Raw genomic sequence first — 26,397 nt, 5'->3', positions numbered from 1 at the left:
TGCTAGTTTCAATACTTTACGATACAACTAGCTTGCAATTAACAGCTCCTCAAGAGCTCTAGAGTGGACCATCATTTTCAATTTTAAGCCTAGCACGGAACTAATCTTTTGAGCAGTTAGCTCTGAAGGAGGCATGTGATTACGTTTTGAGTAGCTAAGACTTAATTTTCACTTTTATTCATCTTAGTCTCTAAGAGGTTAAGCTTCCTACTCATGACTTTTGTAGATACACTAAGAAATTGAGCACTTTCTGCGTATTTATAAGCTATGTGATTTTAGACGTTCCTTTACTCGAGAAGAATACGGGAAAAAGTAACGCAGATTGAAAAACCCCATAAAGTTTAGTATAAATCTGCAGTTTAGAGAGAAGAATTATCCACTCATTATCCATCTCATCAACCCTTCATCTTCCTCGATCTTCCCATAAAGGGTTAAAATACTGGCTGGAATCTCAATTTCCTTAATTGTAACGCTTTTCTTTATAACAAACTTAAATCCTCTTATACCCATTTCCAATTTTATGAGACTGTGAGCTGAGTGTAAACCAAATATGGAGCCTTTTCTTTCTCTATCCATGAAGCTGAAGATGAACTTTCTACCCTTTACTTTTCTTATAGCTGATACAATTTCATCATAAATTTTATTATGGTGATAGGGATCAATAATTATCAGATCGTTATCACGCATGCTTTCAATAGTTGGTGGAACATCTTCAGCTTTAAATGCTCTTCTCAAATAAACCTCATTGTGATTATTGAATATATCTTGAAATCTACCTATCAAGTAAGGATCAAGCCCACCTCTTTCAGAGACTAGAACAACGTAAATTGGTGCTGAAAGAGCTGCGACTCTGTGGTAAAAAATCCGTAATAAACGCTCATCATTAGAATAGAACTCAACGACTTCATCTTTGGAAATTATCCTATCTAAAAGTGCAAATCCGGTTCTCAGCATGATATCATCTCCAAAACGTCATTGTAAACTCTCTTTAAGTACTCCTTATAGTAAAGGATACTCCTTCCAGAATACCCTTTTCTGGCATCATAAAATCCCTTCAAACCTCTAACGTATGGTATATGTTTAATCCAGATAACGTAATCTTTTGGCTCTCCGTTAATTACTCTTCTCTCGTATGCAAGGTATAGATCCTTAATTTTATTCTTCATTCTTTTAACATCATCACAGCTTTTAGCTTCTAACAGAACGGATAAAGTGTCGTTTAGAAAGTCCTTTACTATGTTGGGCATATTACTTTTTATAAATCCCTTAGCAATAATATCTCCCTCTTCAGAATTTCCAATATACCTCATGGGATAAGGGGTGCCATTCCTTGTTGAGGTAAATATAACCCAATTAATTCGCTTATATTCTAACCTGAGACCAATTTCCTTCTCCACAGCGTCTACGAGTTTCTTCACGTTATCGCCTTTAACTATTAAAGAGTCTATAATTCCATGAAGGACTTCAAAACCCAATTTCTCAGCTAAGTCAATGGTTTTCCTTAAGGTCTTCCTCGCAAAGTAAGTTACCATTTCATATGCTTCAATCTTTCCAAACCTGGAGTTCCTATAACCCAAATAACCAAAGGAGGCAACTAAAATCCACTTTATTGCCTCAGCTCTCTCTTTGTCAATCTCCTTTAGCTCCTCCTTTCTCTTAACTAACCATTCAAGAGCCACTGGTACAATTCCTCTTTCCTTAAGGCAAATGGAGTGTAACTCAGTCTTTATATCATCACATGAGTTAACAGTTTCTGCAGATATGTTATATTTTATTATTAGGGATGGGTACATTGACTTAAAGTCAATTTGATAAACGTTATCGAAACACCCTATTTTTGGAAAAATAACTAAACCTCCCTTATCAGCTATCATTATATCTTCCAGTCTTCTAAGCTTTTCAACTCTTGGAACAATATTTGGTATAATTACTTTCCTTTTTAATGCTACCCAAGCTTCATTAGTGGTCAAGGCTTTACCTATAGTTGCATACGCTATCTCATGTATGGGAGTTCTCGTTACATAAGACCATTCTATTAGCCCTTTTAAAGAGACTGGTGAGCGTTTAAGGTCTCCTCTAATTTTAACTTGAGCCTTTACGTTATTACAGGGAAAGCCGTAACATTCCGCAACGTCAGCTTCAATGGAAGGTAAGAAATTGTAGTACCTTTCTACGTTTCCGTTTACTTCAACCTCGTAACAGTTATCACATCCATCATACCAGTGAAGGAACCTAACTGTGACAATTTTAATTTTAGGAAATTCATAGGAGTCCTTATCATCGTAAATCCTCCTAAATGGTCTTATTCCTAGCCTATATAAAGTCTGAGATAAAACTGTAGGTATCTCGTTTACCACTTTCAACCTTTTTCTGATGTAATGATAAGCGTCGAGACTTTCAACCTCAAAGCGATAAAGTGTAAGTTCCTTTCCTTCTATAGTCCTCCATTTCTCCTCTTCGTAGTATTTAACCTCTGGATGTTGTAAAACAATATCTGGATTATCTGTTATAACGTAAACTGGGAAGGTAGTCTTTATCACTTTTTCCTTGAAGTCATTTAGAAGAATTTTCACTCCTCCTTTAACTGGAATTGCGTCAAGAACGTATTCTTCCATTTCTCACAGTCCTCCGCTAGACTGAGAAGCATAGAGAGGAAAACTAGATTATAGGGATCCATGAGTTCATCATAAGATGCACTTTGTAAATATCTAACCTTCTCCTTAGCTTTCTCTATCAACCTTTCCAGTTCATGAGAGTGTAAACGTAGAGCGATCCTCTTTAACGTTTCTATTTCTTGATCAACCGCTTTCGTGAATGATGGTTGAGTTCTCCCCACATTATAATCTTAGTTAATAAGTGGAATTAAGGCATTAAGAGAGAACACTGTAAGTATTAATTTAAACATTAGGATGTAAATATAATGTAAATAATACCCTAAACAAAGTATGACTAAATGTGGTAAAAGTGAAGTTAACTTTCGGTAAAGTCTTCCTTCCTTATTTAGAGAATGTTAGGACTAGACTTTATAATAAATAAAAAATATAACATAATTTCTATTATTAATACTGATAAAACATAAATTTAGATAAGGTATAATGATTGGAACTTAGTTGTAAGCAAGGATAGTATAAGGAAAATAACTTTATTTAAACTATTAAAGATAGAATGTAACTAACTCTATTGCATAACCCCCTTTCCTATTACAAAAATTGCGGACAGAAAGCTTCACCTTTTTAAGGGCGTGGAGGAAGTCAGTAAACTATGAGCTTTCATTGAGTATCGAAAACGTTACTAGAGATACGGGATTATAGTTAATTTTCAGAGATTTCGACAATGTGCTTAAGCTTTCTTGTTCTTAGTGCAAGTATGTTTATAAAGAAAAACATTTTACTTCTAGGGGTAGAAGTTACTTCTAGGGGTAGAAGTTGCTCTTCGATCCAGTACCGAAAACTAATAGGAGAGACTTCTTCGATAGAGAAAGAGAAATAGATCAATTAAAGGAATTAAGAACTCCCATAGTTTTAGTATTAGGGCTTAGGAGAACTGGAAAGTCTTCTTTAATAAAAATTGCAACAAATGAGCTTAATAAAGAAAAAGACGCACTTATCCTTTATATAGATTTGAGGAAATTTGAAGAAAAGAACTACGTTTCTTATCGTGATTTCCTCCTTCAATTGCAGAACGAGATAAATAAGATGAGTAAAAAGTATCATTATATAATGGATATACTGAGAAGAATTCAAGGAGTTTCAATTGTAGGAACTGAAATAAAATTTAGTTGGAGTAAAGAAAATAGAGTCTCCTTTCATTCCTTACTTGACGTTCTTGAAGAAGGAAGTGATAGAGAAGTGATAATTGTCTTAGATGAAGCGCAAGAGCTAGTTAAAATGAGGGGAATAAACATTTTACCAACCTTAGCTTACGCATACGATAATCTGAAGAAAGTTAAGTTCGTAATTAGCGGATCAGAGATGGGGTTACTTTATGAATTTCTGAAGGTAAATACTCCAGATAGTCCCCTTTACGGTAGAGCGATCTCTACTGTAGAATTAAGACCTTTCAATAAAGAGGAAGCGGTACTATTTTTAAATCAAGGTTTTAAGGAAGTTAACGTTACTTTCAATAAAGAGGAGGAGACTTACGAGAGACTTGGAGGAATTCCAGGCTGGCTTACATATTTTGGATTTAGTTATTTGGAAAGTAGAGACTATGAAGCTAGTTTAAAGAAGACGTTGGATCACGCTAGGGAGTTAATAAAAAAGGAATTTGAGAATTTTCTCCTTCCTAGATATATAGCAAAAAAGAGATATTATCTGATAATGAAGGTGCTAAGCAAATGTGGAAGATGGAGTGATGTCAAAAGAACGTTAGAAGCCGAAGAGGGAATAGAAATTAGTGATTCTGAGATTTATAATTATTTAACACAATTAATGATACATTCATGGATTGTGAAAAAGAACGAAACATATTGTCCAGCTGAACCGTTAATAGGATATGCATTTACGTAAAAACGTAGCAAAGTCTCGAGACATTAACGATTAGCCTAGGATCTCGTAATCTAGCACTAATAACGAGTTTGAAAGCTAAAAGATACTTTCAATTAAATAGAATGATTAAATGCTTTATGAATATTTGTAGGCATTACATGCTATGCCTCTAACAATCAAACTGTTGAATAACCGTAGGAGGAAACTATCTGGAATGGAATGCTCTTTCTACTATAAAGAGAATGTGAAAATTGACGTAAGTTTTGAAAAATCCCACAAAACACTGATTAAACTAATTTAGTTGTTGCTTAAAACGATCATATTTCTAGAGTACCTAGAATCAAGAAAATGAACCATAACGAAGTTGCAGAAACCACTATTGCTAAAGAAAGGTAGTACAGTAATGACATGAAAACCAAATGAACAATTCTAGTTATGATAAATGTATCAGTGGAGAAGACCGCCTGCGGAAATACAGTTGACCACGAAGATGGGTTATAGTATAAATCCTTCCTTTCACTCTTCACGATCTTTATAATACTAATTAACATCACAACTGGTAAAAGTGAGAATGCAAGTATCCAGAAGAATAAGGCTAGGACATGAAAAAAGTGGAGAAACGAGCCAGTTCTGATAAACGCTACTGAGATTAATGCTGATAATCCCATTTGGATCCACACTGATCCATCAATGAGTTTAAGTTTATCTTTTACTTCCAAAATTCTTTTTACCATAGCTACGGAAACGTAAAAATACGCACAAACTCCCATGACTATAAAGCCAATGATGAGGAATCTGACCAAACCTATGGGATCTAAACCAATAGATATTAGAACGGAAGCAACTCCCATGAGATGATATTTAAATGAGATACGAGAAGGAAGAAACGCCATTTCCCTTATAGTGAAGAATAATATTATGAGGTAAAAGATAGATAAGATTGCTAAAGGAACATTCAGATCCATATTGTAGTCTAATCTGAATCTAATCATAGTTAAAGCTACTCCAGAAATCAAGGCCATATAATCCACCTTGTTGTAGCTATACCAAATTTTTCTTTTAGCTAAAATAACGTTTAGAAGTAGAAATACAGTTAAAGTTGTTAGAGTGACCAGACCGATTATCATTGAAATTTCAGAGAGTACTAACAACCCACCATAATATGTGGAAATCGAGATGCCCATAATTGACATAAGGATTGTGAAAGATAACGGCTGTCCAAAAATATTAATCAATGCTTTAAAACGACCATATGACACATCATTAAATATCCCATGAGACACTTTTAAGTTTAGTGCGATACGAGTATTAACACCACCCCAACCTGACTCCTACGAATTCACAACGTGAATTAGTTCAGAGGCGACCGCATGTAGTACCTCTACATCTCATGATAACTCTTAACAACAGTCTCAATCAAAAGAAAGCGGTGATAAATTTAGCTCCTAAAAACGCTATTATTTTCCACTATATATATTTGCCAAGAGTATAAATTATAACCCACATTTACATTGCCCTGCGTGGTATTAGTGAATTCCATTCCTACCTGTATTGCATCTAAATAATATTCGTTTGGATTATATATGTTAACGCCAGCCTTCTCTAAGAAGGGGTTCATGTTTGTCAATACGTAAGCTATTGGCACTCCTATCTCTCCTTGCAACTTTTTGGGGGATAAGAAATATATTCCAGTCCATCCATTTGCCGAACCAGTTCTTGGTAAAACGTAAACTTCCCACGTTAAGTTCTCAATAGTTCCATTCACTAAAGTTGGAATTGATATATTCCCAGTGTAAATAAAGTAGGGAACTCCAGTTAGATTCTTAGTCCAATACATCCATATCATCACCTCGAAATCTCCATATTGCAATGAAGTTATATTCGGATTTTGTGAAAGCCATATATCATAAGAGAAATCAATAATCCTTCCAGTGATGTTGTATACTGAGAAGTTTAAAACGGAATAGAAATTCGGTAATTTAGAAATTATCATGGGTAATGGTAATTGCTCCAGCTGTTTAGTGTGATAATAGAAAGGAAACCACAATTCTTGTCCATACATTAAGCCCGGATAGCCATCCACATCATTGGAACTTATTTTCTGAATATTAGTTAAATTTATTGCAACATGCAACATATTATGGTAAAAGCTCATGTTCACGTTTCCCAAAGCATACCCAATATTCCACAAAAACGGTGAAGCCATTAAAGTTGCGTTACTAGACGAGTTTATCAAGGCTAAGGCGTATGCTGTATTACTGGAGTAATTTGCTATTAGGTTAAATCTTGAATTTGGCCCTGGAAATAAGGTATAAATTTGGTAATTGTTGTTATATTCCTTTTTGTGAATAATAGAAGATGATCCTCCCCCATGGTAGAGAACTGCAAACAGACTGGAGATAACTATTACAATCACTATAACTATAAGGATGATCCTCCTATTCATAATTGTGGTTATTTAACAACATATTTAAGATTTATGCAGAGTTTTAGGGAAAAAGCAAAGATTATGAGATATTTACATGATATATAATAATAGGAATATTTGTTCTTATTATTGTTTATTTTTCGATATTCCAAATATACACCATACAATTGTAAGATCTTTAACCGAAGGTCAACGTTTTTTCCAATGGCTTATTAGGTTTAGAATTTACGTCAATTCTATCCACGGTAATAACAGCTTATTATGATAATAAACTATTGTTTAAAAATATCCTACAATGCAGTGTTGTGAGTATACAAACCACAACTGCTTATATAACTAAGAAATAAGATGTTAAGATTATGAAAGTTACACTTGAAAAAAGAGGAAACGTTTGTTGGATAATTTTCAATAGACCGGAGAAGTTAAACGCTCTTGATAAGGAATCCTGGAGTCTCTTAGCCAGAAATTTAAGAATATGCGATAACGATTCATCGGTTTCTGCTATTGTATTAACTGGAAATGGTAGAGCTTTCTCCGCGGGTGATGACATCAATGCCATGTTTGAGCTAAAAAACGGTGATGAGGCATTAGAGTTCTTTACAACGTTATATTTAGCAGTTGAGGGTTTAGTGGAGCTAAGGAAGCCATTAGTCTGCGCAGTTAACGGTCTAGCTTATGGTGGAGGATGTGAAATACTTCTTTTCTGTGACGTAGTAATTTCAGCTAATGACGCTAAGTTTTCAATTCCAGAAGGAAAGTTGGGATTAATACCCCCTATGGCAATCTCCGTAGGATATTCTATGCTGGGAAGAGCTATAGCTAGGTTAGCATTAACTGGGGATTCCATAACTGCGGAAGAAGCTAGGAACATAGGATTAGTAGATATAGTGGTACCAAAGGATTACCTTTATCAAGAGGTAGAAAGACAATTAGAGAAGATCTCGAGCATAGATGAAAATTCCATTAGGACAATTAAGAATTGGCTAAGGATAGAGAAGGAGAAAATAAGAAGAGCTGTAATGGAGTTAGCTTTGATGTCATTAAGCGAATCGGCTAAGAAAAGAATGGAAGAGTTTATCAATAGAAAAAGGAAAGAGGGAGTTTAGGTCTCATTAAATCTCATATACTTTGTATTCAACTTGAAGTTCATCGAAGTCATATTACCCAATCATAACATTAGCGGGAAACCCCACTCATGGTGAGAGAACTGGACATTTCGAATTCCATTCTCCGCTACTATTAGGGAATTTACTATTCACGTCTAAGGTAGGTTATAAAGATAAATTGGACTCAAAGTATTCAAATTCTACGCTTTTACGAAAACTGTTTTCAACTGTATGATTATTATTCACTATTTTATCGTCTATATATCTTTTTTTATCATAATACACTAGCTAATTATTGATAGTCTTTAAACAAAAAGTATGCTAATAATGTTTAATAATGGGTTCAAACATAATTATATATTGTGAAGGGGTTTTGAGAGCAGTAAGATTAGTAGAAGTTGGAAAACCCCTTAAACTGCAAGATATAGATGTTCCAAAACCTAAGGGAACACAAGTTCTAGTTAAAGTTGAAGCTGCAGGTGTTTGTCATTCTGATGTACATATGAGACAAGGAAGATTTGGAAACTTAAGAGTAGTAGAGGACTTAGGAGTGAAGTTACCTGTTACTTTGGGGCATGAAATTGCCGGTAAGATAGTAGAGATGGGTGATGAGGTTACAGGATACTCTAAGGGCGACACAGTTGCAGTTAATCCATGGCAAGGCGAGGGAAATTGTTATTATTGCAGAATTGGAGAAGAACACCTATGCGATATGCCGAGATGGTTAGGAATAAATTACGATGGAGCTTATGCAGAATACGTCCTAGTGCCACACTATAAATATATGTATAAATTAAAGAGATTAAACGCTATAGAGGCTTCACCGCTGACTTGCTCAGGGATAACGACTTATAGGGCAGTTAGGAAAGCTTCCCTAGATCCTAGTAAGACACTAGTTGTAATAGGTGCAGGTGGAGGTTTAGGAACAATGGCAGTACAGATTGCAAAGGCGGTTAGTGGAGCAACTGTGATAGGCGTAGACGTTAGGGATGAGGCAATTGAGGCCGCTAAGAAGGCTGGAGCGGATTACGTTATAAATGCTTCATCTCAAGATCCATTAATTGAGATAAGGAAGATAACTGAAGGAAAAGGAGCAGATGCAGTAATTGATTTGAACAATTCTGAAAAAACTCTCTCATTATATCCCAAGGTATTAGCAAAACAAGGTAAATACGTAATGGTGGGATTATTTGGTGCGGATTTACATTATCATGCACCTCTAATTACGTTAGGAGAAGTTCAATTTGTAGGTAGTTTAGTCGGTAATCAGGCTGATTTCCTCGGAATAATGAAACTGGCTGAGATGGGTAAGGTTAAACCAATGGTGACTAAAACTATGAAGTTGGAAGACGCTAATGAAGCTATAGATAACTTAGAGAACTTTAGAGCTGTTGGAAGGCAAGTATTAATACCGTGAGATTTAATTTTTCCTAATAAAGTGAAAGATTTTTTCTAACCAGTTTCAGAATATAGATAATTCCTTATGTACTATTCGTAGGCTGAGCGTAACCTTTTAGGAAGGTTTCGATGTGGATAACTGGGAAAAATTTTCAGAGTTATGATGAGAAACAATTTTAGGTGCTCTATTAATTGTCATGGAGAGTTCCTACTCTCTAGCTAGCTTAAATGGGGATACTGAATCACCGTATTTGTTAATGTATTCCATAATTCTTCTCCTCTGCATTTCTAACTCATTGATAACTTCCTCTGGGATGTCGTTGAACTTAAGATATATTCCCATAATACGTTCAGTCTTCTCTAAATATTTCTTCAATTTTATGGTGAATTGTTTCTCATAGTCCTCCTTACTATATTCTTTGCCTAGTACTTTTCTAAATAGGATTTGAAGATCTTCGTAATACGGTATTAAACCAATTGGCGTATATAACGCGTTAACTCTTTCCTCAACTCTTTTTACAGCCCAACTAACCCATACTCTTTTGTCCTCCTTGGAATTTAAGAACCTATTACCATCTTTTAGGAAATAGTTAAAGCCAAATATCTTAGGCGTTTTCTTCAGCTTCTTACCAAATTCCATGTAATTACGTAGATAAACGCTCAATGAAACTGGCATGAAGTCCAATATGGCCATTGGATTAAACTCCAATTCGTCAGCCTTACCAATAACTGCGGAAGTTCTAGCGGATTCCATCGAGGCTCCAATAGTCACTACTCCATGAGACCATGAGAAAGCTTCAGTGACTGGAATTAGTGTATTATAATCTCTTACACCATATATTATACCTTCAATTATAACTCCTTCTGGATTATTCCAGTTTCCATCTAAATTCCTAAAAGAGGTTAGTGGGACAGTGAATCTAGCATTGGGATGTGAAGCAGGCTTTCCACTTTCCTTAGTCCATTGTCCCTCATAGTTGTAACCTTTCTCTGGTTTTGGTAAATCACTTCCTTCCCAGTAAACATCTCCATCACTGGTCATTAACACGTTGGAAAATATGACTTCTCCGGGTTTATGAAGTACTTCCCATATTATTGGATCATCTTTAGCGTTTATTCCTTGTATTATACCGAATACTCCAACTTCAGGATTTACGGCTTTAGCTAAACCATCAAATTCCCTTATGAAAGCCAAATCGTCACTTATCAGCTTACCTATCATTGACGTAGAAGTCTTACCACTTCCCGAAGGGAATGATGCTGTGAAATAATGAGTACCATTCTCTCCGTCAAATCCAATAATTGCCATATGCTCAGACAGCCAACCCTCCTTAACAGCTTTCGTTACAGTTAGTCTTAATGCTAATTTCTTTAATCCAACACTATTTCCTGCATACGTAGTGTTTACGCTATAAACAGTATTGTCTTCTAGGTCAATCATGATCCTCCTTTTCTTTATGTCCAATTCTCCTTTGGAATGGACAAATTTCAAGAACGGTTTATTTCCTGCAAAATCCTCAAACGCGTTTCTATATAAGATATTTTCACTATGAATAACGTAGGGAGAGTCAGTAATTTGTAAGGCTAAGAGCTGAAAAGGAGAGTTTCTTGGGCCTAAAGAGTAAAATCCCACATACATTTCTCTGCCTTTCATCACACCTTTAAGAAGTGATAGAACCTCCCTTAAGCCTTCTTCCCTAGGTTTAGTGTTAACATAGGGTATTTTAGTGTTGGAGAGTATGAACGTATCTTCTCTAGCCCTAGCCTGATCCAAAGGATGATCAAAATGGATCGTATGTCCGGGCATCTTTAATTTAATTTCCTCACCAGCCTCTAAGGCCTTTTTACGCACGTACTCTTTATCCTGCTCACTACCTGTAAGTACATAAACGCTATCTGGTTCACATAAAGCGATAATGTTATCTAAAAATTCCATAAGATAAGAATTGTTAAGGGATTCTAATTTTCTAGCCATATCTTTCTGAACTGTACGATTTAAAAAGCTTAAATTTTGGCCCATGCTATATTAAGCGTTTAAAAAATATAAATAATTTCCTTTTAACATGTTATCATCAACTATTTATTTGCTAGAATGTAAAATTGCCTTAGAAAGTTTTGATTTTATTAAATTTATTGATTAAATAAATTGATATGAACTTCTAGAAACTCTAAAGATCCAAGATGAAAACATATAACTAGTTTCTCCATTTCCCTTACCGTGAATATCACATATAACTATGCAACCGTAAACTAAGAAAGCAACACCAATAGAATACTTTATTACCTAAAATAAGTAAGTGAACTACTTAATATAACCGTAGTCCTTCATTAGCCTATCCATGGAACAATAGCTAGGGAAACTTTGATATGCGTTATATCCCACTCTGTGATACTCATTTAACGCTTGTTTAACCTTTCTCAAGAACTCTTCGTACTCTTTATTGTTGTCATATAAATTAATTGGTAAAGTCTTATCCACATCTTCTCCATACAACCACCCATTATAACCGTCTCTTATAATTTCTGGAACCGCTCCATCTCTGGAAGCCACTGAGGGGACCCCATTAATTCCCGCTTTCATAAAACTAGTACCGCTGGCTTCCCAACCAGAAAATGGAGTAAACGTCCATATATCGCTAGACCAAATAGCCAACTTCATCAAATTAACGTCAACGCCCGGAATATAAATTACGTTACTTTTGTGGGTAGCTAATTCCTTAAATTTCCTCTCAATCTCTACTGCTGAATACTCCATGGGATGCGCAATACCGCCAATTATGAAAATAACGTCGTCTTTCATATCATCGATTAACCTTAAAATGAAATCTGGCCTCTTATACATTGTAATTCTCCTCACCCATGAGATAACTGGTTTAATTGCCTCTTTACCCAATTTCTTGATACTTTCCTTCTTTACTTCCTCCTTTTTCTTTACGAAATCATCGAAATCCTTTACATCATTAAGCAGTGGATTTCTCCACCGCGGGATTTCTATCGCATTTGTAATAGCCCTAATTTTATGCATATGCTGAGGAAATGTTCTTTGGACGTGTTTGAGCATTTTCCTTGAAACTACAATTCCTTCTATCGATGAGGAAAGAGCAATATCAGTCATGACTACTCTGTCGAGAGGAAATTCATAACCTAACTCACTCTTAAATAAATTGGACGAAAAAGTGGGATGTCCCCATGGTGCAGGTGTGTGTATGATGATCCTGTATCTGGGGAAATAGTGTAAAAGAGGTAAAAATGCAGGGCAAGATTCTTGCATATCAACGTATCTTACATTATCCCATCCAACTTTTTCTATATACTTTTCTGAAACCTTCGCAAGTAAAAGGCATTTGTAGAATTTCTCCTCCTCGCTATTTTCCACGTAAAGTACATCATTTAACCTTGAAAGTTCCGGGGAAATAACGTTTGCAAATACTACCTTAGCTTTATTTAGCGTATATGCTAGATATTCAATCTTCACATTCTGGCCTTTAATCGAAATCTCTGCTTCCCATTCCTTCACTAACTTTGAAAGTAACTCTTTTTGTTTTTCCTCTCCATTAACGTATCCTTTCCTATAAAATAGAGTAATGACAGTGTAGTCTATACCTAATCTAGATGCAGCGTAAAATTTGTCTCCCTCTAAGACACCTAAACCACCTGCGAAATTTTGACCGAAATCCAGTCCAATTTCTGCTGTGACGCTTATTATCATATCTTTCTTTCTACTTCATGACAAACTGTTAAAAAACTTATTTCCAAGTTACCAATAACAACAGTTTCTCTCAATTTTACAGAGTATTTGTAAACTCTCTAGTTTATCATGTTATCGTTGCTATGAAGAGAATAGTAATGTAAGTCTTAGGAAATCAACACAAAGGATTGATCTTTGTAAATTCCCTTTGGAGATTCGTATAATAAAATTACGTTAATTTGGAATAAGGTAGTCTTCACGCAATGAAGTTTGATAAAAGTTTTATTACGGAAAAAGATATATCTATATTAATGAGGAAAGACTTTTTTAAATATTTGATAGTTCTTGCCTCAATTTCAATTTTGACAATGTATGTGGAAATGGTAGTCTTACCCTCATTGCCAAAAATAGAGAATCAGTTTAACGTAAACGAATCTGAAGGTTCTTGGATTTTATCATCAGAAACTTTGGCCGGAATGGGATTAGCCCCATTTATTGGTAGACTCGCGGACAGTCACGGAAGAAAGAAAGTCCTAATAACGATCTTGTGTATATACACATTAAGCGTTGCATTAACTGCGTGGTCACCTAACTTCGTGATCCTTTTACTTTCTAGATCTATTCAAGGTATAGGATTAAGTATAAATCCACTTGCCTATACTATATTGAGAGAAAGATTATCAAATAGGGAGTTACCAGTAGCTCAAGGTATAATAGCTTCTACATTTGCTGTAGGTGCAGCTATTTCAATACCCATAGGGAGTTACATAGCTCAATATTACACTTGGCAAGTCGCCTACGAAACAGCCATTCCCTTATTGATAATTATTCTCATAATAGCTAATAAACTGTTACCACAATCAACGATTAAGAATGAACAAAAAATAGATGTAAAAGGAGTTATATTTCTTTCCTTATCCTTTATAATCATAGGCACTTCAATAACTGAAGCCCCTAATTGGGGATGGACTTCAGCTGAATTCTTAACGATGTTATCAATAGGGTTAATTCTTCTTTATACGTTTATAGTTCACGTTTCTAAAGCCGAAAATCCTCTCATAGATCCCTCAGACTTTAAGAATCCTAATATAGCAGTTCCCCTTTTGTCATCTTTTGCTACAGGTTTCGGGTTGTTCTTGACTTTTCAATCCCTAGTCTTCATGCTGGAATTACCTAAACCAGTTGGGTATGGAATGACAATTTTTGAAGCTGGAGTAACTATGGCACCAATTTCCCTAATTTTACTAATAGCAGGCCCATTATTCGGCTCAATGGTGAATAGGGTAGGGTATAAGAGGATTATTATTACATCTTCCTCGCTTTCAGTTCTCATGTTAATATTACTTTCAATTATAATAGGATATAATATAAGCATACCTCAGCTTCTCTTTATCTTAATGTTAGTCCTATTCTTCGTTTCCGGGATGAACGTCACACGTATAACCTTATTACTCTCATCTACTTCTAGAAGGCGCATGGCAACAATTACTGGAACTAATACAGCAATGAGATTAATGGGGAACACATTAGGTCCAGTCGTTGCAGGATCCTTAGAGTCTACATTTAAGCAACCACTATTATTGTTCATTTACGAGAACATTCCCATTTTCACTTTCATTCCATCAAAATTAGCCTTTCAGTACTCATTCTTGATTTCATCAATGATTATAGTGAGTGTAATTATCATGGCAACTAAAATAAAAGAGACTCCCAGTAGCATTCAAACCAACGAGTAATTTCATTTCGAATTTAGTCCAATTGCCCAACTCTCCTGAAATTTACGATCCTTTCTACATTCTCTAACATAAGATTTATTACCTAGCACTGTGTAGACACTACATGCTGTCGCCTCTGAACTAATTCACGCTATGAATTCGTAAGAGTTAGTCTTCATGTTAAAATACGATGTTTTATGAGGACCTTACAAAGCTCATCTATGAGGGAAAATCATTGGACTTATCAAGGTTATTATGATATAAATTTTTTAATGAACAATGAAATTATCAGAAATTTATTTTAAAAGAGATCTCACTACTTTGAAAAGAGATAACAAGAGTGTGTTTAACCTTATATTTAATTTGTGGTATTTTTTAAGCTCTACGTTACTCTTTCATATTCTCTTAATAGTAAAAAGAGCGTTCCAAATCAGATAATTTACAAATGCACCACAAAGCATATTTAATCTATAAATATTAGCATTAGTAAACAATAAATTGTAATTATTAAATATAGGAAAATTTTCAAATGTATGGTATTTTATGAATGAGTACAGTGCATTATATCATAAGCACGTAATTTTTAAATAAAAATTAGCTTAACATGTGTTCGCGTTTATAACAGATAAAATGAATTTATTCTAACCGGTAGTCAGCAACTTTAAATAGAGTTAAAAAATACTTAACACAAATTTATATTCAATGTTGGGAGGTAGTAGCATATGTTTAGAACAGAAATTGACGTCCCATTGCCTAAGTCACTAATTTTAGATTTCGTAAGGGATCCTTTTATCGTGGGTGGAGTATTTGGCCACGTTGCAGTGCTACAAGTTAAGGATAAAGTTAAAGGGGATTTTGTCACTCCAGAATACCTTCAACAACCATTAAATGAGTTTAGAGTTGCATACATCTATGGCGTACCCCCTGACTATAAGGTTTTTCCAGGGATATTTAAGGGACCAGAGATTCTCGTTGATGAAATAAGATATACTGGCAGTACTGATGATGGTAAAATGAGCTTCAAACTGTCATTTATTCTAAAAAGCGCAGGTTCAAGTACAAGATTATACATGAGTTCTGAATTTGAATTTAAAGAGTCATTCTTACAAAAATTACTAGGAAGAAGTAGCTTTGATTTGGCCAAGCACATTATTGAAGGACATTTCATACCGTATATTAAGTTCTATCTTAATTCTCACGTACCTAAAGAGGTAAAGGTCGGTAAAAGAGTTCTTCTTGAGGAAGAGGGAGATATGAATTATATAATTGCTAAATTTAAGGAAATTGTAAAGAATACTAACACAGGCATAATAGAAATAAATAATGAGGATTTAGATTGTTCTTTTATGGTCATAAACGGCGATATTAAAAAAGCCATCTGCAGGGGAGGAAAAGAAGTAAAAAGAGATAATGAGGCTTTATCAGCACTTCTGTTTGCATCTGGCAAAGGTAAACTTACCGTATATGATATAAATTTAGAGGACTATATATCAGTGGAACAAATACAAGATTAGGACTGGAGCTAAGTTTCAACTTTTCTGTTTCTCAAGATTTACGTGATCTTTCTATGAATTTACGTAATGGATTATTAGATTGTTAGAAATGCTAAGGAGTGATTTCTTTTCATAATTTTATAGTAACATGCTAAACTACTATAGTTTATAAATATGCCTCCACAAAAACACTCTTATTGTATCGTTATGAAGAGAAGCTTGTCATTTGTAAAAAGTCCATACTCATAAAGAGTTATAGTTTTATTTCCCTTAATTTAGGATGCAGGAACCACGCTATCAATACGAAAGTCATACCTATTATTCCCATTAAAATGTAATATAGGACATTTATAGTGATTAGGTACTGAGCTAAAAATATTAGAACTATTTCGACGGAGCTCGTCACAAATACATCCAATCCCAGAACGCTTCCTAAAAACTCGTCTCCAACACTCTGCTTTATTCCAGCCATTACTAAATTCTCCACAATTCCACTTCCCAATCCATCGAACATTACAGCTAAGACAAGAGCATATGGAGAAGGATATAATAGGACTAAGTAGAGTAGAAAACCACTTAGGATATAAGTTAACATCACCTTTACACTACTTTTCATCTTGGTCATGATAAAACTAGCTACTATGAAAATGCCGTAAAGGAATACTTGAGTTAGACTATATATTTCATCCGTTCCATGATATACTACAATAAGAAGTGGTAATAGGTAATTTATGGAGTACGTTAACGCATCAGTAACTGAGTAAGTTAATATAATTCCCCTAACTCTCTCATCCTTTCTGAAGAAATCTATAGCAGTGCTTAGCTTAACCCTTTCACTATTACCACCTATGTCGAATCCTTTAAGAAAAGCTAATGCCACTAATCCCAAAATTCCCACGAGAAATAAGTTATAAGTGCTAAATACTTGATAAAGCAAATACCAAACTGCTCCAGATACCAATCTGGAAGCCATGGATACTATTCTAACGTATAATATGGCTTTAGGTCTAACCTCCTCTGGTACCACTGCATAGTACGCAACATAACCCACGTTATTGGATATTTCAACTATTACGGTTCTAATATAATAAATTATGAAAATCCAAGATACTGAGTCGTATATGAAAGCTACGGTGAGTGGGAACATTAACGCTGAGGCGAGTCCCCTAGTCAAATAGAAGAGCTTAGCCCTATTATACTTATCTGAAATGTAACCAGTGACGTAAGAAACGAAAACTCTAACTAGGGGTCTAGCAATTACACCCAATCCAAAGAGGGTAATTTCTTGGTGAAAGAGCAAGATAAAAAGCCAGTACGTTGTTAACTCATTTTGAATGAAGGAAAACCCTGCAATGCCACTGAATATTGTGAATTTCGTAAACTGCGAGTAGCGAAACGGAGACGACATAACAATAAAATATTAGGAGATATAGTTTATAAATTATAACTATAACATTCATATCAATCAATGGACAAATATCAATAGAAAATAATAGAGTAGTAAAAGAAGATCTCAAGCCAAAGAAATTAAATAGTTCCAAAAATCAAATAGAAATGCTCTCCAAAGTTTGTTTCCATAAGATTTCGAAGCTAACTACTGTCTTTTTGAGATAGCTTCACATTCAAGTATGAAGATTTCAATATCTAGTCAGATCTCACCTCAAAGACTCATTGGAAATAAACTGTAAAAACAATGCTTCTCCAGATTCAGACCCATAACGCATTCTTTTTATAAAGTGATGATATAAACTTTACAGGAAAAAATAAACATGTGGATAAACCCGACTTTGAAGAGTTATTATATATCGTATCTGGAGTTATTTTCTTAGCTTTACTGGGCATAGCGTTGGAATTCGTAGGAGATTACGTTATAGGAGATATCATGTTGATCTTCTCAGTATTGTGGGCTTTGAGCATATTTTTATTCATGAGATATATTGAGAGAAAAGATGAAAAAGGAAATGACGAGAATGAGGAATAAGAACATAAAAATTACAAATTATCTCTGTTGTTAAGTGTGAAATGAAATCATAGTTCCCAATAATGTAATCTACCTCTGTAATGTATAAGTCCTTAAACTATTTTTAGAAAATAAACTTAGGGGAATAGCTCGTGATATGTGATCGAATATCTTTAATTAAAGGCTCTAGATATAGACTAATAGATTTTCAATAAAAAACATTTATCCAAAAATGACAACTCCTAATCTGATGACGAAAATCTTATCAGTAAGTTACGCTTACGGGTTTATAGGGTTCACTTTATCTTATCTCATCTCTTTTAATCGTGATTTTAATATCGTTCTTTATATACACAATAAAGCTATTGCTGTAATCCAGTATGGGTTCTATTCTATCATATTCCACCTTAAACGGTACGTCATGGCCGGGGACAATGATTCTGGCTAACTGCATAGCTTTAACTATACTCTTGTTAGCTTCGTCTAAATTATGATATGCAAAAGACGTCTGTTTCCTTCGTGCGTCGATTACATATTTTATCGCGTCTCCAACGAATATCGTATCTTTACATACTACTCCTAATGTACCAGCTGTATGACCTGGTAATAAAACAAATTTTAAGCCGTGAGTTTCCTCTCCATCCTTAACTAGGACCATTCTTTCTGCTCCTATTAGATCTGGTAAGTACTGAACTGAGTATAAATCTGGAGTATTTCTAGTGTATTCCATTTCTTCCTTTGTTGTATATATCTTTGCGTTAGGAAAGATTAGAGAATTTAATGAATGGTCATAATGCATATGGGATAAAATAATTCCATCAATGTCTGATGGAGATAAACCAATATTTTTCAATGAACTTAACAGATATTCTTTGTTCCCGAAATGCCCTGGATCATATATAATATATTTTCCCTCAGTTTCTATAAGGATAACATTACAGAATCCCACAAATCCTAGGTTAGTATAAATAGGAACTCCGGGAACTAGTATTCTCCAACTCATAATTATTATACTACCATTCACATTATATATTTATATTATTATTTATTTTTTAGTCTCTTCATAGCGAAAAGAACGTACCAAACCAGATGATTTGCAAATACCAAACGTACAGATGATTCTTTGCGCAAGCGTTATGAGTAATAAATAAATAATTAAGCAAAAAGATGAAAATATGGAGTGGAAAAAAGTAGGAGTAATTATACCCTCTTCAAACACCACTGTTGAATACGAGTTTAACAATGTAATATTTAATTCAATCAAAGAGTATAAAATCACTCTTCATTTCTCTAGGATAATTCTAAAAGATGTTACATTAAAGGATTTAGAGATAATGGAAAGAGAGACAGAAAGGGCTATTTCGGAATTATCAACCATTAATCCACATGTTATCTCTTATGCTTGCACTTCAGGTAGCTTATTCAAGGGACCGAAACATCATGAGGAAATAATACAGCGTATTGAGAAAAACGCGAAAGTTCCCGGAGTAGCAACTTCTGGATCAGTTATAGACGCACTAAGGGAACTTAATATAGAAAAACTAGTCTTGATTACTCCATATATAGAGGAAATCAACAAGAAAGAGATAGAGTTCTTATCTAACCATAACTTTACTATTATAAAAAGCGCTGGAATGGGAATAGTGGAGAATACCAATATAGGTGCAGTAACTCCGGAAGAGGTATATGAATTTGCAACTAAGGTACTAAATAATGTTAGTGGTTATGACGGAGTATTCATCTCTTGTACGAATTTAAGGACATTTGAAATTATTGGTAAATTAGAAAGTAAAATAGGTAAACCCGTTATCAGTAGCAATAGTGCAACATTATGGGATATCTTCCGTAAATTAAAAATAGATGTTAGAATAACTAACCTTGGGGAGCTCTTCAAAGATCATTTATGATAAAAAGGATATTTTCACCGCCATTTTGTAGTCTTTTTTGGCCTAATACTTTATTATTTAATATTAAAGAGGATTTAAAAACACAAATTTTGAAAAATACTACAAATTAGTGATATAAAAAAGATACTTGTCTTTAGTAGCTTTTTACTGTTTAAGTATTTCTTCGCCTTCATATATGTTTCCTTTCGTTTCTTTTACTGCAGTCAAACTAATAGCAAGGACTATCATTCCCGTAATTACAGTAAAAAATACTGGCGAGAATATATTATGAGTAGCGTATATCAAATCCGTTAAGACGAATGGTGTTAGTCCACCTATGAATCCTACGCCTATTTGGTACGCCATTGATATTCCAGTATATCTCACCTTAGGAGGAAATAGTTCAACTAGGAAAGCTGGCGTTATTGCACCTGCTAGATAGTATATTAGAATAGCACCTATTATTACAGATCCAGTAACAGCTAGTGCATTTCCTTGCAGTAATAGGTAATAGTAAGGAAAAGCCAAAACTATCGCCACTATAGAGTTGATGATAATTTGTTTTTTCCTTCCTATCAAATCAGATAGGTATCCAAAGGCTATTGAAGCGAAAATACCTATCGCTGAAGCAATGAAAACTGCGAAATCAACTGCTTGAAGCGTTACATAAGGATAACCAAACTTTTTGGCTATTGTAGTAGCATAGGATATTGAAAAAGCGAAATTAGTATAATACCAAGCTCCATTTATTATTCCAGTTATTATTAAACCGGCTAATAAGGGCTTCCAGTAATTCCTTAATGCTTCCGATAATGGGTTTCTGGAAATTTTACCCTCATACTGAAGCTTTTTAAATACAGGTGAATCCTCAATTCTTAACCTTATTACCAGCCCTACTAAAGCAATTGCTAACCCCGTCATAAATACTATTCTCCAACCTATACTATCGAAACCTTTAGCTCCAATAAGCGCAGTGATAAGAAGTATCAAACCAGTTACTAACAAACTGGCTATTGAAACCGTCGCCTGCAATACTCCAGAGTATAATCCTCTTCTATTAGGATTTATGTATTCTGATGTCAGTGAAAATGCACCACCCCATTCTCCTCCCAATGCTACACCAACTAAGAATCTAAGTATAGTCAGTAGTAATGGAGCCAGTAAACCTATTTGGTAGTAAGTTGGTAAGAGTCCTATGAAGAAAACGCTCAATCCGGTAAGCAGAACTGTAAATACTAGACTGGTTTTCCTCCCTAACTTATCTCCTATATAACCAAACACTATGCCACCTAATGGTCTCCCTAAAAATCCTATGAAGAACGTGATGTAATATGCTAAAAGTGATGCTATTGGATTACTTGAAGGGAAGAACAAACTCGCTACTATGGTTGCCACATAGCTATAAGTGAAAAAATCATACCACTCTAATGCCATACCAAAGCTTGCTGCTATTATGGCTTGATTTTTAGAGGAAACCATGATTTTTAATAGATTATCAAGGTATATTAATATTTCGGTAGATCCTAACTTATTAAAGTATTTTTATGTTATTTGATAGAATGTTAGAGATAAGACTATTAAAGTATTTATAGTACTTCACATAAACTACTATTTTGTCATATATGCTAGACTTGTCTAGAGAAGAAGTATATGTATGTGATACGATAATGTTCTAACATCCTTAGTGGAATTTTTATGAATCTAGTTATCCTAACTATAAGGATCTCTCATAAGGTTTACGTTAAGTTTTCAAATAGTGTAAAGAAACAATAAAAACAAAATAAATATCTAAAGATTTATTTAAACTATTCATTAATCTTTCCGGAAAATCTTAGACTGGGTATGTCTCATTTAACATTTCAGAGTAATAAAAAGGGTTAAAGATTTCACACTCTTACTACCTTAGTTCTAGATGCCGTCTTCTTTATAATATCCTCCACCGCCCGGAGTTTCAATTATAACCTCATCTCCTTTATTCAAAACCGTAGAAAACTTGCTGGGCATCTCCTCCCTCTTACTATTACTTCTTATAATAGTAACCTTCGCTGGCTTCCCATCTCCTCCACCTTTTAATCCCCAAGGAGCTATCTTAAACCTCTCACCCATAATTGATAATCTAGTCCTCTCCAGAACCCTAAACGCCCTGATGATACCATCTCCTCCTCTAAACTTGCCTTTTCCTCCACTTCCCTCCCTAATTCTATACATGGTAAACATTATTGGATATTGCCTTTCAGCTATTTCTATGGGAGTATTTAACGTATTTGTCATATTAACTTGAACAGCTGATACGCCATCCTTATTCGGTCTAGCTCCAGTACCTCCTCCTATGGTCTCGTAATATGCCCAGTATTTGCCCTTATAAATCCCGCCCATCATTACGTTCATCATGGTGCCGGATCCGGCAGCAGGAACCAATATTAGATGAGACAAGGCCTTAAAAGTCACATCAGCTATTCTCTGTGAAGTTTCCACATTACCTCCACCTACTGCAGATGGCTTAATGGGATTAACTATAGTACCTTCTGGCGCTTTAACTTGAATTACGCTATAAAATCCCTCATTAGTTGGAATATCTTTACCAATCAAAGACCTTATCACAAAGCTAACTGCAGAAAATGTCACACCATAAACTGCATTAAATGGTGCTTCAATCTGAGGATCAGTTCCGGTGAAATCAGCTTGGATTCCCTTATCGTTAACCTCAATCCTTAACCTTATCTTCTTTAGCTCGTCCAATTCAAGATAGTCCTCATCCTCACCAACACCATTATTCCACTTCGAAATCTCAGAAATTGCCAATTTCCTTCCATATTCCATGGAAGTCCTCCAAGCTTCAATAACCTTATCGTAACCGTATTTATCTAGCAATTGCCTTACTCTACTTATCCCGTTTAAATTTGCAGATATTTGAGCGTTAAGATCGCCTATGGAAACTTCTGGTACTTTGAAGTTTTCCTTAATTACACTGATTATCTCCTCGTTAACTTTCCCCTTCTTTAAAATTTTAATTGGTGGTATTACGAAACCTTCTTCATATATTGTCGTGGCATAGGGATTTAAACTACCCGGAGAAGGACCACCAACGTCAACGTGATGAGCCTTATTTACTACGTAACCAATAAGCTTATGGTTGTAATAAATTGGAGCCAACACCATGACGTCATTTAAATGAGTCCCAGAAATGTATGGATCGTTTAAAACTATCATATCTCCTTCTTCTAGTTCCTCAACCTCTCTTAGAGTGTTTTTAACTCCTATGCTAAAAGATCCTAAATGAACTGGGATGTGTTCAGCTTGGGCGACAATATTTCCTTGAGCATCAGTTATTGCACAGCTGTGATCCATTCTTTCCCTAATGTTAGGAGACATAGCTGACCTCTTCAGCATTACCCCCATTTCTTCAGCAATGAATTCAGACGCCTTATGGATTATCTCCCAGCTGGTCATTCTCTCACCAAAGTAATTGAATCATCTACAATACCATACCAGCCATCTTTTATAACTGTGGTGGAACTGTATTCCTCAATTATAGCCGGTCCTTTTACCTTATGTCCCTTAGGCAGTTTCTCCCTAACGTACACTTCAGCATCAACCCAATCATCCTCAATTAGAACCTTTCTAATCCCTTTTGGCCTATCCTCATTTCCAAAAGTTATGCCAATCCTCGGCATTGGTCTCTTTTTAATTGCAAATACCCTTATTGTCACAACTTCTATATCCCTATCCTTCATAACGAATCCATAAGTAGATAAGTGCTTTTCCTCAAATACTCTCCTAAGATCGTTTACATCATTAACTTGAACCGTTAACTCCCATCCTTGACCCTTATATCTCACATCAGCGTAACGTAAGAAGTAATCCACGTTCCCCTTTAACTTATCGTATAGACTCCTCTCCAATTGTTTGAACTCACCTTCTAGGTCTTTAGGATATGACTTCCTAGCTTCAAAACGCCAATCCGCTAATAGAAGACCTAAGGCACTGAAAAGACCGGGGTGAGGTGGTATTATGACTTTCCTTATCCCCAATTCATCAGCCAGATATGAAACGTGTTGTGGACCAGCACCGCCAAATGCTATTAAAGTGAAATTTGAAGGATCTAATCCTCTTTCCACTGTTACTAGCCTTATTGCCCTAGCCATTTCCAAATTCACTAAATCTAACGCATTTTTACTAACCTCATAGGGATCACCTAGAGCGGATAATCCCTTAATTGCCTTCTCCTTATTCAATCTCAGATTTCCTCCTATTAGTTCCTCACCTAATCTTCCTAAAACCAAATTCGCATCAGTTACCGTTGGCTTATCTCCTCCCCTATTATAGCATATGGGACCGGGATCAGCACCCGCACTTATGGGACCTACTCTTAACGCATTAGCCTCATCTCTCCATATTATTGTACCTCCACCAGCTGAAACTTCAGCCAAGTCTACAAATGGAAATCTAATTGGATATCCACTACCCTTAACCACTCTTCCGTAATGAACCTCACCACCCACCTCGTACTCAGTAGTTATTTCGAAATTACCCTTCATAACTACGCCAGCTTTAGCAGTAGTCCCACCCATATCGAAACTTATTAAATCATCATTTGGGAGAAAACTCGCTGAAGCTATTACACCGGCAGCTGGTCCAGATTCTATTAACTGAACTGGTTTGCTTGAGGCTTCATCCACATCTACTAAACCACCGGAACTCGACATAATGTAGAACTTATCTGATGGAAGAGAACTTCTCAGATTTTCGAGGTAAGAGGAAACAATTGGCATCAGTACCGCATTAATAACAGTAGTTGAGGTTCTTTCATATTCCCTAGGTTCTGGGGCTATCTCAGAGGAGATTGAAACGTACTTAAAGTACTGCCTTAAGATATCCTTTGTATCTAACTCGTTTTTCGGATTTAAATAGGAATGAAGATAACTTACCGCAATTGAAATGACCTTATCTTCTAACAACTTTTTAGAAATATTTTCTATCTCCTTCATATCAATTCCCTTCAAGATATTTCCTTCTGCATCAACTCTCTCATCCACTTCAATCCTCAGATTTCTTGGTACCAATTGTCTTGGCTTCTCGAAATATAAATCATAAAGTCGTGGTCTATTCTGTCTTCCTATTTCTATAACGTCTCTAAATCCCTTTGTAGTTAGTAATGCAGTTTTCGGAATTATTAGATTTTCTTGTCCTAACAGTGTATTAGTTGCTAATGTAGTTGCGTGGACGATTTCACTTACATTACAATCTAAAGAACTAATGACGTATCTGATAACTTGTCCAGGATTCTTAGGATTTGTCAGCGTCTTTATGGTTTTTATCTCTCCGTTTTCTAAAAGTACGATAAAGTCTGTGAAGGTACCGCCGATATCTATCGCAACCTTACATTCCATGAGTAAATTGATGCTTTCTCATATATATTAGTTTTTAGATATTAACGTAAACAGCTAGTAGGGGTTTTGGGATTTTATACGAACTATAAGGTGAATTAGTTACCTTTTTCAGGAACGTAAGTGGTAAATTCTGGAAAGTTTTTGAACTACCTTGCTTAGTATGTTCGTAAGCTATCTGGTTATGTACGTTCTTTTTCTATATAGAAGAAGTAACGTAAGTTTTGGAAAAACCCCATAAAGTAGAACTACCTTAGGTATTTGACAATGCAGAATTGTCTAAAAATTTATCAGACTTACTAACACTTCCTTTAAACACCATTTTCAGCTCTTATACCTAGGTACAAATGGTTCTCTCTCAAAAATTACCTTTCCGTTCTCTATTTTAGCCTTTATCAAGGTACAAACTGGAGGACAAGGTGTCTTAGATTGTGGCGGTTTAATTAACTCACCGGTTAGGAGATTAAATACAGCGTTGTGAAAAGGACATGTTATGGTGTCTCCTTCTATTTTAAAGCCCTCAGCGGTTATGGGTCTTTGCTTATGTGGACAACCTGCAAGGTATACGTATTCCTTTCCGTCCTTCTCGTATATCATTATTGGATATCCGTTCATCTCAACGACTTTAAGCATGCACTAAATAACTCACTGTGAGTTAAAAAGATCAACGTAAGTATCAGTTTAAGAAAGCCTTTAGGTTTTTAAATTTACTGTTACTTTTTGGAGTTTTCTTCACTTTTTGCGTTCTCTTTATGACGAAAACAACGTACTGAATTACGATAGTTTATAAATAACCCACAAAGCATTCTATCTATTGTTGATTCTCAACTAGACTAGTCCTCTATATAC

At 35.1% G+C, this 26,397-nt stretch carries 20 protein-coding genes; 7 read left to right on the top strand and 13 right to left on the bottom strand.

Annotation, left to right across the window (positions count from 1 at the left end; genetic code table 11):
* Positions 1-372: 372 nt before the first annotated feature.
* The 3 genes from V6M85_RS02615 to V6M85_RS02605 are packed head-to-tail and all read right to left on the bottom strand — an operon-like array spanning position 373 to position 2,836.
* Positions 373-954, bottom strand: coding sequence for a hypothetical protein (locus V6M85_RS02615; RefSeq protein WP_338602636.1), 582 nt, complete (start codon positions 952-954; stop codon positions 373-375).
* A complete protein-coding gene (locus V6M85_RS02610) occupies positions 948-2,615 on the bottom strand; it encodes a DNA polymerase domain-containing protein (protein WP_338602633.1) in 1,668 nt (555 codons plus the stop codon). The genes V6M85_RS02615 and V6M85_RS02610 overlap by 7 nt, the downstream gene beginning before the upstream one ends.
* Positions 2,570-2,836 (bottom strand): DNA polymerase II, encoded by a 267-nt coding sequence (locus tag V6M85_RS02605; RefSeq protein ID WP_338602630.1) that lies wholly within the window; start codon positions 2,834-2,836, stop codon positions 2,570-2,572. Before V6M85_RS02605 ends, V6M85_RS02610 begins: the two co-directional genes overlap by 46 nt.
* A 589-nt stretch (positions 2,837-3,425) precedes the next feature.
* Between V6M85_RS02605 and V6M85_RS02600 the strand changes: the two genes are divergently transcribed.
* The gene (locus V6M85_RS02600; RefSeq protein ID WP_338602627.1) at positions 3,426-4,508 is read left to right on the top strand and encodes an ATP-binding protein; all 1,083 of its coding nucleotides are present in this window, start codon (positions 3,426-3,428) and stop codon (positions 4,506-4,508) included.
* 296 nt (positions 4,509-4,804) lie between these two features.
* Here V6M85_RS02600 and V6M85_RS02595 read toward each other — a convergent pair whose 3' ends face one another.
* Both V6M85_RS02595 and V6M85_RS02590 read right to left on the bottom strand, forming a co-directional pair.
* Positions 4,805-5,746 (bottom strand): C4-dicarboxylate ABC transporter, encoded by a 942-nt coding sequence (locus V6M85_RS02595; protein WP_338602624.1) that lies wholly within the window; start codon positions 5,744-5,746, stop codon positions 4,805-4,807.
* 179 nt (positions 5,747-5,925) lie between these two features.
* On the bottom strand, positions 5,926-6,933 hold the full coding sequence (locus tag V6M85_RS02590) for a GH12 family glycosyl hydrolase domain-containing protein (protein WP_338602621.1): 1,008 nt from the start codon (positions 6,931-6,933) through the stop codon (positions 5,926-5,928).
* Positions 6,934-7,274: 341 nt separating this feature from the next.
* Here V6M85_RS02590 and V6M85_RS02585 point away from each other — a divergent pair, with 341 nt between their 5' ends.
* The gene (locus V6M85_RS02585) at positions 7,275-8,021 is read left to right on the top strand and encodes an enoyl-CoA hydratase/isomerase family protein (RefSeq protein ID WP_422398113.1); all 747 of its coding nucleotides are present in this window, start codon (positions 7,275-7,277) and stop codon (positions 8,019-8,021) included.
* A gap of 373 nt (positions 8,022-8,394) precedes the next feature.
* The gene (locus tag V6M85_RS02580; protein ID WP_338604547.1) at positions 8,395-9,438 is read left to right on the top strand and encodes an NAD(P)-dependent alcohol dehydrogenase; all 1,044 of its coding nucleotides are present in this window, start codon (positions 8,395-8,397) and stop codon (positions 9,436-9,438) included.
* Between the two features lie 189 nt (positions 9,439-9,627).
* On the opposite strand, the gene V6M85_RS02575 is transcribed toward V6M85_RS02580, so the two are convergent.
* Both V6M85_RS02575 and V6M85_RS02570 read right to left on the bottom strand, forming a co-directional pair.
* Positions 9,628-11,439, bottom strand: a complete 1,812-nt coding sequence (locus V6M85_RS02575) for a phosphoenolpyruvate carboxykinase (GTP) (RefSeq protein ID WP_338602618.1) — start codon at positions 11,437-11,439, stop codon at positions 9,628-9,630.
* Between the two features lie 282 nt (positions 11,440-11,721).
* Positions 11,722-13,128 carry a glycosyltransferase gene (locus V6M85_RS02570; RefSeq protein WP_338602615.1) on the bottom strand — a complete coding sequence of 469 codons (1,407 nt, stop codon included), beginning with the start codon at positions 13,126-13,128 and terminating at the stop codon, positions 11,722-11,724.
* A gap of 290 nt (positions 13,129-13,418) precedes the next feature.
* Here V6M85_RS02570 and V6M85_RS02565 point away from each other — a divergent pair, with 290 nt between their 5' ends.
* On the top strand, positions 13,419-14,843 hold the full coding sequence (locus V6M85_RS02565; protein ID WP_338602612.1) for an MFS transporter: 1,425 nt from the start codon (positions 13,419-13,421) through the stop codon (positions 14,841-14,843).
* A 701-nt stretch (positions 14,844-15,544) separates the two neighbouring features.
* On the top strand, positions 15,545-16,336 hold the full coding sequence (locus V6M85_RS02560; protein WP_338602609.1) for a hypothetical protein: 792 nt from the start codon (positions 15,545-15,547) through the stop codon (positions 16,334-16,336).
* Positions 16,337-16,568: 232 nt separating this feature from the next.
* Here V6M85_RS02560 and V6M85_RS02555 read toward each other — a convergent pair whose 3' ends face one another.
* A complete protein-coding gene (locus tag V6M85_RS02555) occupies positions 16,569-17,723 on the bottom strand; it encodes an MFS transporter (protein WP_338602606.1) in 1,155 nt (384 codons plus the stop codon).
* Positions 17,724-18,086: 363 nt separating this feature from the next.
* Between V6M85_RS02555 and V6M85_RS02550 the strand changes: the two genes are divergently transcribed.
* Positions 18,087-18,296, top strand: coding sequence for a hypothetical protein (locus V6M85_RS02550; RefSeq protein ID WP_338602604.1), 210 nt, complete (start codon positions 18,087-18,089; stop codon positions 18,294-18,296).
* Between the two features lie 280 nt (positions 18,297-18,576).
* Here V6M85_RS02550 and V6M85_RS02545 read toward each other — a convergent pair whose 3' ends face one another.
* The gene (locus V6M85_RS02545; RefSeq protein ID WP_338602602.1) at positions 18,577-19,278 is read right to left on the bottom strand and encodes an MBL fold metallo-hydrolase; all 702 of its coding nucleotides are present in this window, start codon (positions 19,276-19,278) and stop codon (positions 18,577-18,579) included.
* 172 nt (positions 19,279-19,450) lie between these two features.
* Between V6M85_RS02545 and V6M85_RS02540 the strand changes: the two genes are divergently transcribed.
* Positions 19,451-20,182: a maleate cis-trans isomerase family protein gene (locus V6M85_RS02540; protein ID WP_338602599.1), complete on the top strand. Its 732-nt coding sequence runs from the start codon at positions 19,451-19,453 to the stop codon at positions 20,180-20,182.
* 144 nt (positions 20,183-20,326) lie between these two features.
* Here V6M85_RS02540 and V6M85_RS02535 read toward each other — a convergent pair whose 3' ends face one another.
* From V6M85_RS02535 to V6M85_RS02520, 4 genes are all read right to left on the bottom strand, one after another.
* Positions 20,327-21,640, bottom strand: coding sequence for an MFS transporter (locus tag V6M85_RS02535; RefSeq protein WP_338602596.1), 1,314 nt, complete (start codon positions 21,638-21,640; stop codon positions 20,327-20,329).
* A gap of 429 nt (positions 21,641-22,069) precedes the next feature.
* A complete protein-coding gene (locus V6M85_RS02530; RefSeq protein ID WP_338602593.1) occupies positions 22,070-23,611 on the bottom strand; it encodes a hydantoinase B/oxoprolinase family protein in 1,542 nt (513 codons plus the stop codon).
* A complete protein-coding gene (locus tag V6M85_RS02525; protein WP_338602590.1) occupies positions 23,608-25,551 on the bottom strand; it encodes a hydantoinase/oxoprolinase family protein in 1,944 nt (647 codons plus the stop codon). Before V6M85_RS02525 ends, V6M85_RS02530 begins: the two co-directional genes overlap by 4 nt.
* Positions 25,552-25,872: 321 nt before the next feature.
* Positions 25,873-26,181, bottom strand: a complete 309-nt coding sequence (locus V6M85_RS02520; RefSeq protein ID WP_338602588.1) for a Rieske (2Fe-2S) protein — start codon at positions 26,179-26,181, stop codon at positions 25,873-25,875.
* Between the last annotated feature and the right edge of the window lie 216 nt (positions 26,182-26,397).

Origin of the sequence: Sulfolobus tengchongensis, assembly GCF_036967215.1 — an archaeon.
GTDB lineage: Archaea > Thermoproteota > Thermoprotei_A > Sulfolobales > Sulfolobaceae > Saccharolobus > Saccharolobus tengchongensis_A.
The sequence above is the reverse complement of the archived record's forward strand: the minus strand, read 5'-3'. Positions and strand labels throughout refer to the sequence as shown.